Source organism: Extibacter sp. GGCC_0201 (genome assembly GCF_017566055.1).
GTDB lineage: Bacteria > Bacillota > Clostridia > Lachnospirales > Lachnospiraceae > Extibacter.
The window spans coordinates 1-12042 of sequence record NZ_JABFCH010000044.1 but is presented as its reverse complement, the minus strand read 5'-3'; the positions used below and the strand labels follow the sequence as shown (position 1 = coordinate 12042).

The window sequence follows — 12042 nt, the reverse complement described above, 5'->3', positions numbered from 1 at the left end:
TCTTTTCAAGAAATCTTCAGGGTCGTTGTCTATTGTTTAATTATCAAGGTGCTTTGTTGTTTCGCTGTATGTCAGCGACAACTTTTATAAGATACCATATATTGGGATGTTTTGTCAATACTTTTTCGATATCTTTTTTTATTTTTTCAGCGGCTTTACCGGCTCCCACCAGCTTGTCCCGCTCAAAAATCCACCACGTTCCCGCGGTGGATTTTAATAATATCATCTTTTATTTTTAATGTCAAGGGATTTTATACTATTTTATTTTAAAATCGTGGCGAGCTTCATTATTGGATTATAATCGTAAAGCATTTGCAACAGACTGTTGCTTTCAATCATTTCAAACATCTGCTTACCGATATCCGTCGTATAGAGCAATGTTATGATAACAAACAAGGTCCATACTATTATCAGGGCTCCCACTACTCCTACCGCCCCTCCGGCCAGCCTGTTTACCGCTCCGAGTACCGGCAGCTCCGAGACAATGTCAAGGGCGAACACGATTGCCCTTATCACTATGGTGACTAATATGAACGTACACAGAAATGCAATAATATGGATAATAAGCTTTGCCAGGAAATGTCCGACGTACTGGGCAAATGTCTCAACACCAAGCTCTTTATATACATCGCTGTTATTATTTGTCGTGAGCATGTCTTTAAACAGACCCGGGAGATCGGCTTTTTCTATCGCGGCCACCTGAAGGTCTCTCGGTATATCCGCATTACTTATTGCATCCTCCACCTCTTTTTTCTTCTCTCCTCCGAACCCGTCCAGCAAATCACCGGATATCCCATATTTCTCCAAATCAGAACTTTTAATCTTTCCATCTACAATATCCTGGACCGTCACACCATATTGTGACAGCATGTCCTCCGTCACTCCTGCCGCATTTAATGCCTTCCTGACATCCTCTTGCGTCAGCCCGCCCGTATCACCTTCCGCTATCTGTGATGCGGCGGCGCCTGCCATCGTGCTGATTACCTGATCCTCGATCATCTCGTCAAGAGGAGTGTACTTGGCTATTCCCTGAGCCACATAAGGCGTGGCAAAATATACGAGCAGCAAAGTCAGAAGGGTTGCGGCCAGGGATACTGCTATCTTAATCGCTCCCCTGCAGATACCTGCTACAATACAGATTAAAAATATAACTCCAGTCGCTATTAATATCCAGTTCATGTCTTCTCCTTATTTTACAAGCCGGACTACTTCCATTCCGTCTGCATTCATCACGATGTATTTATTTACTCCTGCTATCGGGAACATTTCCAGTATGTTCGATTTCATCTCGCCATTAAACTTTCTGACACCGGTCCGCAAAAAGATGGTGCACTTCTTGCCGTCATACATGATGACCTGGCTTTTGCAGAGCTTCACCTGGCTGTAATCGCCCGTAAAATCTTTGGTCATCACCTGACGGCCGCTTGTGTTATAAAGCCGAAGCTCATATCCTTCTTTTCCTTCATTTTTCAGAACCATGCCTATATACTTCTCACTGTGGAACACGCTCTTAATCTCTTTTCCAATCTTGACTTCCACCTGTTCTTTCGGTTCATCCAGCCCTTTATATACGACGAGTCTGTCATCTCCCACGACAGCGGAAGTCTCCCCCTTCATGAAAAAGGCCGACGGGAATATAGTCCCTTCATACTCTTTGGACGCCACCTGACGATCTGCCTTCTCCTCCCCTGCCTCGCCAAAATTATAATACACAGCCCTCGAAGTAATCTTGCCCTCCTGCGTATACAGATAGGATACGAGCATGACCTCCCCATTCTCTGACAAAGCCACGTCAACCGGGTAGCCCGAACCTGACAATGACGCTTTTATCTCGACGAGCACGTTTCCGGCAGTATCATAGCATATAACCTGTGGGGAAGACTCATTTTTTAGTATTGCGCTGACAATTCCCTGTCCTGACACGGATATCTTTTCTATCGGAAGCGTCGTGTGTATCTCGCCTTTCAGCCCGCCTTTATGGAATATCATTATGCTGTTCCCGCCTTTATCCGCAAGGGCGGCCGAATCTCCGCACACGTCTACAGTTGGATTCTTAATCTGATATGGCTGGTTCCACTCTTCCTCCCCTTTTTGGTTCAGATATGCCACCCCGTCCCGGCTGTACTTGAGGACTCCGTCTGCAAATTCTTCATAACTGTTATTGGCTGCGCCTTTGATTGCATAGCTGTCGCTCACTCTGGCTTTTGTGTACGTCTGAAGATGTATGAGGAGATAGATGCCGACAGCCGCAGCCACAACAGCCGATACAGCTATTATGATACGGCGTCTGAATCTGGCTTTATGCTGTTTGATCTGCTCCTCTATCTCTTCTACCGGATTGTCTTCGCTGTTTAATTCCGTCATTATCTGATCAATGATTGCATCTGTCGGATCTCCAGATTCACTTACTACACGCAAGTTCTTATTTCTTCTGTGTAACATCTGTATCTCCTTCTGTATTGTCATTTGTGTTCAGTATACCATATTTTACTTCTATGGTAATAACAATTTTTGCCCGATGAATATAAGGTTGCCGTCAGACAGGCCGTTCATCTTGCAGATTGCCTCCACATGAGAAGTATTTCCATATAGCTTTACACTGATGCTGTCCAGCGTATCTCCTTTCTGGACTACATAATAGTCTTCATCGCCAAGCTGTTCCTGAATAGTAGAAGTTTCCGGAACCGTACCTCCGGAAACTTCTTTATCTTCTGCGTCCGCATCCTCAGCCTTTGCCTCGCCTGCAGTAGTATTTTTATCAGAATCTTCTCCCTCATTTTCATTGACGGTGCCCGTCTTGCTCTCCGGCTTGTTCACTGACTGCGACAGCGACTCGAGAGATGTCTGGACGGCTTCCATTTTATCGAAGTTATTAACGGTTGAGATACCAATCGCCAGTACTACTACGACAAGCAGTACGCTCGTAGCGTAAGTGAATTTGGAACTTCCTTTTTGCTCTTTATATTCCATCTTCTCCCTTACTGCACTACGAAAATCCTTTGCAGCTCGATCCTCAACCACTTCACTGGGTGTAACGCCAATCTTTTTACGTGTATTTATCATATAATTCTGCATGGAAGGATTCTTTTCATAATAGATGTAATGTCCTCCCATCTGCATCAGTTCATGATATTTGTATGCATAATAGATCTCGTCTGCCTCGAGGGCATCCTTCCATATGAATATACTGTTCGCTTTAGAAAAAGAGGCCTCATGCACTTTCTTAACACCACTGTTCAGCCCCATGGGGTGCCCGGTTTCAATCAGGCACCAGCCCACCAGCTCTTTGGAGGGGAAGTATTCCTGCTTGTCCTCCTCCAGCTGTTTCCATGTCTCTTCCTCTATTGCAATCTCTGTCCCCTTGACTTCCAGCTCTTTCATCTGTATCGCACCTGATATGTAGACCACATCCTGTTCTTCCAGAGACTGTATCTCTCCGACAAGAGCAGCCCCTATGGCTGTCTCTGCCGCTTTCTCACGCAGTTGGCTCAAATAGGTGTCTACATAGTCTTCTACATATATCTTAGGCTCATCGCTGACGTTCCCTATCTGCCTTACATTCTTGGGAAATTGTTTCTCCATATACTCTCACCTCATCTGCATATTTTTGCTTATGATAGCATATGGATTGTGCGCATTTTATCATATGATGGGACTTGTCCTATTAAATTTCCGGCATGTTACCGGCATTTCTTTTTATTTTCGACGGCTTGTTTCACAGGCTCCGCAATACTTGTCTGTTATGGTCGTAATCCATCCTTCTTTTGTCCTCGGAAAGCGGAAAAAGGTTACCGGCCACATATGGTTCAATATGATATCTTTCTCTACCTTATTCAACTGATACAGCCTCGAGGCATTCTTATATGATACATCCGGATGTGTCAGGCCGTGGAATTTATCTCCGGTTCTCGCCGCGTGGGTATGCCAGTCGTACAGGAACAGGTCGTGAAGCATGCCTGCACGGGCTGCCGACCTGGCGTCCAGATGCAGGAAGCGGCACCACTGGTAGTTATAGTAGGCGACATTCATACAGTGCTGATAGCAGTTGGTGTTCCCATGGTGCGGGTAGAGCTTCATCCGCAGTACGACCGGATGTCTCGCCACGTCTTTGATACAGTCGTAGAACTCCTCTTTCCATCCGCGGCGGAGCGTATATAATTTTTCAACTATTTCTTTCCTTATGTTTCGCATATCGACTCTTTCTATCGTTTTCATAGAGATTCAGGTACATCGTCTGTCCAGACTTTTACCTTCTATATTCTACCTTTTCCGCCGTGTCTTTGCAATACCTCAATGCTGGAAAAGGACATGGCAGTATGCTGTCACTGCCATGTCCTTTCTCCTTCTGCTTCCTTAATTTATCTTAACAAAACGCTTTTACTTTTTCATAGATGCTGTCAGCATCCAGACCGTATTTCTTGACCAGCTCTACGGCAGGGCCTGATTCGCCGTAAGTATCATTGATACCAATCTTCATAACCTTGGCCGGTGCCTTTTCTGCCACGACATCACATACCGCACTTCCAAGACCTCCGATTACAGAGTGTTCTTCCACTGTTACGATCTTTCCCGTCTCTTTTGCAGCCTCTGCAATCAGCTCCTCGTCAAGCGGCTTGATCGTATGGATATTGATAACCTTGGCTTCTATTCCATCTGCCGCCAGCTTCTCGGCCGCTTCAAGGCAGTTGGACACTGGAAGTCCCGTAGCGACGATTGTCACATCTTTTCCTTCCCGAAGCACGACGCCCTTGCCAAGTTCAAATTTATAGTCCGGCTTGTCATTGATGACAGGGACTGCAAGTCTTCCGAACCTGAGGTATACAGGGCCCACATGTTCATAAGCCGCTTCTACGGCTGCCTTTGCCTCTACGTCATCAGATGGATTGATGACTACCATTCCCGGAATCGTCCTCATAAGCGCGATGTCTTCGTTGCACTGGTGCGTCGCACCGTCTTCTCCAACAGAGATTCCAGCGTGGGTGGCCCCAATCTTGACATTCAGCTTCGGATATCCCACAGAGTTCCTTACCTGCTCAAATGCCCGTCCTGCCGCAAACATGGCAAAAGAACTCGCAAAAGGCACTTTCCCTGTCGTGGCGATTCCTGCTGCCACTCCAATCATGTTGCACTCTGCGATACCGCAGTCGATATGGCGCTCCGGATATGCCTTCTTGAATGTGCCTGTCTTGGTAGCTGCTGCAAGGTCGGCGTCAAGCACGACTACGTCCTCATGTTTATTGCCAAGCTCAACTAAAGCATTACCGTAGCTTTCTCTCGTTGCAATCTTCTTTACTTCTGACATAATGCTTCACCTACCTTCTCTAAATCTGCCATGGCTGTTGCATACTGCTCATCATTCGGAGCCGCTCCGTGCCATGATGCCTGGTTCTCCATAAAGGATACATCTTTTCCTTTGACCGTCTTGGCAATGATAGCCGTCGGCTGCCCTTTTGTCGCCTTCGCCTCTTTAAATGCCGCGTCGATTTCATCAAAATCGTGTCCATTGATATTGATTACGTGAAAATTAAACGCTTCAAACTTCTTGTCAATCGGATATGGAGAATTGACTTCGTCTATTGCACCGTCAATCTGAAGGTTGTTGTTATCCACGATAACCACAAGATTGTCCAGCTTTCTGTGGGCTGCCAGCATTGCCGCTTCCCAGACCTGGCCTTCCTGAATCTCTCCGTCGCCAAGCAGCGTGTACACTCTGTAGCTGTCCCCGGAAAGCTTTGCTGAGAGGGCCATGCCAACTGCAGCGGAGACACCTTGTCCAAGAGATCCCGAGGACATGTCCACGCCAGGTATGTGCTTCATGTCAGGATGTCCCTGAAGATAGGAACCTACTTTTCGCAGGGTCTTAAGGTCTTCTGCCGGGAAGAATCCTCTCTGGGCAAGTGTTGAATAGTATCCCGGAGCCGTGTGCCCCTTGGAAAGTACGAAGCGGTCTCTGTCCGCTTTCTTCGGATCCTCAGGGTCTATATTCATCTCTTCAAAATAGAGATATGTGTAGATGTCTGCTGCTGATAATGAACCGCCCGGGTGTCCGGATTTGGCACTGTGTGTCGCTGTAATCACGCCTTTGCGGATTTCATTAGCAGTCTTCATTAATTCTAATTTATTCATGAAAATGCCTCCTGCTTTTTAATCTATTCTCCAAATACTGCTCTGTAGTCTGCCTGGAACTTCTCGATACCTGCATCGGTCAGAGGGTGCTTTGTCATCTGTTCGATTACTTTATACGGCACAGTTGCAATATCAGCGCCTGCAAGTGCGCAGTCTGTTACGTGAATTGGATTGCGTACACTTGCCGCGATAATTTCAGTCTCGATTCCTGACACTGCAAAGATTTCTGCTATCTCACTGATCAAATCTACGCCTCTTACATTGATGTCATCCAGGCGTCCAAGGAACGGAGACACATATGTCGCGCCTGCCCTGGCTGCCAGAAGTGCCTGGTTGGAATTAAAGACTAATGTCACATTTGTCTTGATGCCTTCGGAAGAAAGAACTTTACAAGCTTTTAAGCCTTCTACTGTCATAGGAATTTTTACTACCATGTTCGGATGAATCTTTGCAATCTCGCGTCCTTCCGCTATCATACCTTCTGCGTCAACTGTCGTAGCTTTTACTTCTCCGCTGATTGCGCCGTCTACGATGGATGCGATTTCAGCGATAACTTCTTCAAACACTCTTCCTTCCTTTGCAATGAGGGAAGGATTTGTCGTAACCCCGCAGATTACTCCCATGTCATTTGCCTTTTTAATGTCTTCAACATTAGCTGTGTCAATGAAAAATTTCATTCTTTTTTCCTCCTTTAAATATATCATTCCTATATATGTTCGTTACTTTTTGCCACATGGTAAAATTATAGCCTATGTGGGGAATGTAGGTCAATAGCTTCAAACTATTATTAGTAATTTATATGATTAATAACTCAATATTATTAATTATATAATTGTGATTTATTAAACACTCTCTCTGCTATTCCGGCATATTTAACGCTTTTCTACTTTTCTTCAAATATAACCTCATTCTATTATTACTAATAATTCCCCCGTTTACATTAATTTATTTTTTCTTGCGCCTTTTCACATAAGATGTCGTTCCCCTTATGATAAGCTTTGGTTCATATTCTACATGGTAAGTGCTGATTGGCTCAATCTCCGAATATTTGGAGTTGTGGGACGCTATTTTCTTCATGATGATGTCACAGGCATCCCGTCCTTTGAAAATGACAAAGTGTTCAATCGTGGTCAGCGCAACCTTATGCATACGGGCAAAAAGCGTGTTGTCGCAGCCCATCACCGATATATCTCCGGGAACCTTGATCTTAGCTTCCTGAAGTGCGTCCAGTATTCCAAATGCAATCATGTCATTTAACCCGACTATGGCAGTAATCTCTTTTGTCTCGCTCAGCAGCTCCTTTGTCAAGTCATAGCCAATCTTATACTCTGAATCGATGTGGGCGATGTCCAGGTCAAGCTCTTCCTTGGCTGCCTTTATAATGACATTGTCTCTGATACCCGCCTCGGCGAATTCTTTCAGGAATCCTTCCACACGCTTGGAGCGCTGCTTCTGCCTGACCGTCAGCGGCGGCGCGATATAAGCTACATGTCTGTGCCCGAGCTCCAGAAGGTGGCGCGCCATCATCCGCCCAAGCTTGGAGTTGTCCAGCTCAACGGCATCGACATTCAACTTCTCATTCTGATTGTTGATGATAGCGACCGGGATGTGCACAGACAGTTCCTCTACCAGCCCCATGAAGCATTCGCTCGGGTTACATGTGTAGATGATTCCGAGCGGCCGCAGCTCCCACATCATCTTAAGGTAACGCTCTTCCATACGCAGGTCCCTCTGCGTATTGCAAACGAACAGGCCGAAGCCCTGTTCTTTGGCACGGGATTCAATCCCCTGCAGAAGCATGACATAATATGGGTTCGTCAGATTAGAGCAGAATACGACAAGAAGCCTTTCCTTCCGGCTCCCCTTGCGGCTCTTCCTCCCCGGAGGGACATAGCCGAGCGCTTCCGCCGCCTCCTCCACCTTCCGGACCGTTTCCTTAGAAAAAGATACATTATACTTCTTATTCAGCACCATAGATACCGTCGACTGGGATACCCCCGCCGCTTTGGCGATATCTGTAGACGTAACTTTCTTTTTTCCCATACAGTTCTCCATCAGGGACACCCTTTTTTTAATTGGGGACGGAGGTTTTTTAATTTTCCCCCGTCCCCAATTACGTTTTGCCCTGTCCCTTTTTAGATTTCGGTTCTTCCTTCCAGGGCTCTCAGCAGGGTCACTTCGTCGATGTATTCCAGATCGCCTCCAACCGGCACCCCGCTTGCAATGCGGCTGACTTTGATGCCGGTGGGCTTGATCAGCTTGCTGATGTACATGGCGGTAGTCTCGCCTTCCAGACTGGAATTGGTGGCGATTATCACTTCATCTACGTCGCCCCGCAGGCGTTCCATCAGTTCCTTCAGCTTGATATCCTCCGGGCCGATTCCGAGCATCGGGGAGATGGCTCCGTGCAGTACGTGATATACGCCTTCGTACTTGCCGGTCTTTTCATAGGCGGCAAGGTCTCTTGTCGTCTCTACGACCATAATCGTCTTATGGTCTCTTCCATCATTCCGGCAGATTGGGCAGAGTTCCTGGTCGGTCAGCGTATAGCATTCCGAGCAGTACCTCACATTTTCCCGTGCCTCCACCATAGTATCCGCCAGCCTTTTCACTTCTTCCACAGGCATATGTATCAAGTGAAAAGCCAGCCTTGACGCTGACTTTATACCTATGCCCGGCAGACATGACAGTTCTTCAATTAACTTGCTTATCTGGTTGCTGTAGTAATCCATTGTCCGCGCTCCTGCTAGAACATTCCCGGCATCTGCCCGCCCGTAAGTTTGGACATGGCTGATGCCGATTCTTCTTCCACCTTACCGATTGCTTCGTTCACCGCTGCCACAATCAGGTCCTCCAGCATCTCGATGTCATCAGGATCTACAACCTCTTCATCCAGCTTCACCTTCAGGACCTGCCTTGTACCGGATACGGTCACTTCTACAGCACCGCCGCCGGCTGAAGCGGTGAATTCCTTCGTCTCCATTTCCTTCGCCTGCTCTTCCATCTGGCGCTGCATCTTCTGCGCCTGTTTCATAAGGTTTGCCATATTGCCGGGCATTCCTCCGCCCGGAAATCCTCCTCGTTTTGCCATGATAAAATGTCCTCCTGTTTTCCTGTCTTTTTTAATATTATTCGTCTTCCACGGTTATATCCATGTGAATCAGATTTTCTATATCCACAAAGCTGTCCTCAAACCGACGGCCTGTTTCAACGTGCCGGACTTCCAGCACTACCTTTTTCCCAATCCTGTCTTCAATCAGCTGCTCCACCTCTGCTTTATGTGCTTCGGTCCCAACGACACCGGCACTCACCTCGTCCGGAAGGACGATCAGAAGCCGATTCCCTTCGCCCGCGCTCAACCTGGCTTTCTTCAGATAGTTGCGAAGCATCGGGGACGCGTCATTCGCTATCCCGCGGAAATCCTGCGCCACTGCTTTTACATCTTCATTTAAAGCTGCCGGCAGCTGCGGCTTCTGCTTTTGAACCGGCTTTGCACCTTCGTCTGCATTAACATATACTACCTTTTCTTTCACTTCCACCGACGGGGTTCCCTGTTCCAGCTGCATTTCAATTGCCCTGATACGGTCAAGCAGCGCATCCGGGTTCGGCTCCATGGCCGGCTTGCACAGCTTTATCATCGTCACTTCCAGAAGCACTCTTTTCTGCGTCGCAAACTTGAGCTGGTTTGTAAGATCTGAGAAGATTCTAATATAACGGATTAACGTGTCATTGTCAATCATCTGTGCCTCTTCCTTGAGCTGCGCCAGATTCTCCGTTGATACATCCAGAACGTCCTCCATGTTGTCAGAGCCTTTTACGAGCAGAAGGTTCCTCAGATACCATGTAAAATCTGCGGCAAGCTGAGACAGCTCCCTTCCCTGCATGACAAGCTCGTCCACGGTCTCGATTACCTGATGTACATCCATGCCGAGCAGTTCCCTGAGCAGCCGGCTGAACACTTCCGTGTCCACAGCCCCTAGAACTTCCAGTACATGGTCGTATGTCAGCCTCTCTCCGATATAAAATGCAGCACACTGGTCGAGCAGGCTGAGGGCATCCCTCATAGATCCGTCCGCCATCTTAGCTATATAGCGCACCGCCTTGTCCTCCACATCCCACTGCTCTTTTTCTATCAGCTCTTGAAGCCGGCGCGCTATCGTCTCGATAGATATCCGCTTAAAATCATAACGCTGGCATCGGCTCAGTATGGTTATCGGTATCTTATGAGCCTCCGTCGTCGCCAGAATAAAGATAACATATTCCGGCGGCTCTTCCAGCGTCTTGAGCAAGGCATTAAATGCCCCGATGGAGAGCATGTGGACCTCATCAATGATATATACTTTATAACGGCCTTCTGTCGGCCTGTATGCCACTTCTTCCCTTATCTCACGGATATTGTCAACGCCATTGTTGGAAGCGGCGTCAATTTCTATCACATTCATAGAAGTACCGGCGGCAATGGAGCGGCACATCGGACATTCACCGCATGGGCTCCCATCTGCCGGATGCTCACAGTTCACCGCTTTGGCAAATATTTTCGCCACCGTAGTCTTTCCCGTCCCTCTTGTTCCGCAGAACAAGTAGGCATGTCCGATACGGTCCGCCTTTATCTGGTTTTTCAGCGTCTTGACAATTGCATCCTGCCCCTTAACGTCTTCAAATTCATCCGGACGAAACTTCCGGTATAATGCCATATATGACATCTTATCTACACTCCTGACTGTTTACTCATTGTTGTCTATGCATCCCCAAAGCTGATGCCTGTAAGCTTCGCTTCTTTAATAATATCGGCCGATGGAGACACGTATTTTAATTTACCTGCAACTTCCGCCAGTGGAACACGGACAATCTCGTTGTTCCTTACTGCTACCATATTGCCAAAGTCTCCGTCAATGATGGCTTCTGCTGCTGCCGCGCCAAGCCTCGTCGAAAGTACGCGGTCGTAAGCGCAGGGGGAGCCTCCCCTCTGGGTGTGTCCGGGCACTGTAATACGGACTTCCTGGTCGGTCTTTTTCTGAATCTTCTCAGATATTTCATATGCCACGGAAGGATACGAATTCTGGGCCTGCTTCGCCTTCAGCTCCTTTTTAGAAAGCTTCGCATCTTCCTTTGATATGGCACCTTCCGCCACAGCGATTATCGTAAACCTCTTTCCGGCATCCTTCCTCTTGTTGATTGCATCTACTACCACATCTATATCATATGGTATCTCTGGAAGAAGAATGATGTCAGCACCGCCGGCAATACCCGCATGGAGCGTAACCCATCCCACCTTGTGGCCCATGACTTCGATAATGAATACTCTGCTGTGTGAGGTTGCCGTCGTGTGGATCCGGTCAATCGTGTCCGTGGCGATATCGACCGCGCTCTGAAAACCGAACGTCATATCTGTTCCCCAGAGGTCATTGTCAATCGTCTTGGGCAGCGTCATTACATTAAGGCCTTCCTCCCGGAGCATGTTAGCCGTCTTATGTGTGCCGTTGCCTCCAAGCACGACAAGACAGTTCAGGTTCAGCTTATGATACGTGTGCTTCATTGCCTCCACCTTATCCAGCCCGTCCTCATCCGGAACCCGCATCATCTTGAACGGCTGCCTGGATGTTCCGAGTATCGTCCCGCCCAAAGTCAGTATCCCAGAGAAATCCCTGGATGTCAGCATCTTAAAGTTAGAATATATCAGACCTTTATAACCTTCCTGGAATCCATAGATTTCAACATCCTGTATCTTAGAGCAGATTCCCTTGACCACCCCGCGCATGGCGGCATTCAATGCCTGGCAGTCTCCGCCGCTTGTAAGCATTCCTATTCGAAACATATACTCACTCCTTTCGTGCATACTTATAGATATTATAACCCATTTCTGCGGTTGGGGACACCCTGAATTTGATCGGGGACGGAGGTTTTTTAAAAAACCTC

General features: G+C 47.4%; 12 protein-coding genes. All 12 read right to left on the bottom strand.

Features of this window, described 5'->3' with window-relative positions; all coding sequences use genetic code 11:
* Positions 1 to 261: 261 nt before the first annotated feature.
* Positions 262 to 1179, bottom strand: coding sequence for a CvpA family protein (locus tag HJV72_RS18395; protein WP_208073244.1), 918 nt, complete (start codon positions 1177 to 1179; stop codon positions 262 to 264).
* 9 nt (positions 1180 to 1188) lie between these two features.
* Entirely contained in the window at positions 1189 to 2442 is a 1254-nt protein-coding gene (locus HJV72_RS18390; protein WP_208073242.1) for a DUF5711 family protein, read from the bottom strand.
* Positions 2443 to 2493: 51 nt separating this feature from the next.
* A complete protein-coding gene (locus tag HJV72_RS18385; protein ID WP_208073240.1) occupies positions 2494 to 3582 on the bottom strand; it encodes a LysM peptidoglycan-binding domain-containing protein in 1089 nt (362 codons plus the stop codon).
* 114 nt (positions 3583 to 3696) lie between these two features.
* The gene (locus HJV72_RS18380) at positions 3697 to 4191 is read right to left on the bottom strand and encodes an HD domain-containing protein (RefSeq protein WP_208073239.1); all 495 of its coding nucleotides are present in this window, start codon (positions 4189 to 4191) and stop codon (positions 3697 to 3699) included.
* Between the two features lie 172 nt (positions 4192 to 4363).
* Positions 4364 to 5302, bottom strand: a complete 939-nt coding sequence (locus HJV72_RS18375; RefSeq protein ID WP_066571562.1) for a transketolase family protein — start codon at positions 5300 to 5302, stop codon at positions 4364 to 4366.
* On the bottom strand, positions 5290 to 6126 hold the full coding sequence (locus HJV72_RS18370; RefSeq protein WP_208073237.1) for a transketolase: 837 nt from the start codon (positions 6124 to 6126) through the stop codon (positions 5290 to 5292). Before HJV72_RS18370 ends, HJV72_RS18375 begins: the two co-directional genes overlap by 13 nt.
* A 23-nt stretch (positions 6127 to 6149) precedes the next feature.
* Positions 6150 to 6803, bottom strand: a complete 654-nt coding sequence (gene fsa, locus HJV72_RS18365; protein ID WP_049730364.1) for a fructose-6-phosphate aldolase — start codon at positions 6801 to 6803, stop codon at positions 6150 to 6152.
* Between the two features lie 268 nt (positions 6804 to 7071).
* Positions 7072 to 8169, bottom strand: coding sequence for a LacI family DNA-binding transcriptional regulator (locus HJV72_RS18360; protein ID WP_208073235.1), 1098 nt, complete (start codon positions 8167 to 8169; stop codon positions 7072 to 7074).
* A gap of 92 nt (positions 8170 to 8261) precedes the next feature.
* Positions 8262 to 8858: a recombination mediator RecR gene (gene recR, locus HJV72_RS18355; RefSeq protein WP_208073232.1), complete on the bottom strand. Its 597-nt coding sequence runs from the start codon at positions 8856 to 8858 to the stop codon at positions 8262 to 8264.
* Between the two features lie 14 nt (positions 8859 to 8872).
* Positions 8873 to 9217, bottom strand: a complete 345-nt coding sequence (locus tag HJV72_RS18350; protein WP_208073230.1) for a YbaB/EbfC family nucleoid-associated protein — start codon at positions 9215 to 9217, stop codon at positions 8873 to 8875.
* Positions 9218 to 9254: 37 nt separating this feature from the next.
* A complete protein-coding gene (gene dnaX / locus HJV72_RS18345) occupies positions 9255 to 10829 on the bottom strand; it encodes a DNA polymerase III subunit gamma/tau (protein ID WP_208073228.1) in 1575 nt (524 codons plus the stop codon).
* Positions 10830 to 10864: 35 nt separating this feature from the next.
* Positions 10865 to 11941, bottom strand: a complete 1077-nt coding sequence (locus HJV72_RS18340; protein WP_208073226.1) for a 6-phosphofructokinase — start codon at positions 11939 to 11941, stop codon at positions 10865 to 10867.
* Between the last annotated feature and the right edge of the window lie 101 nt (positions 11942 to 12042).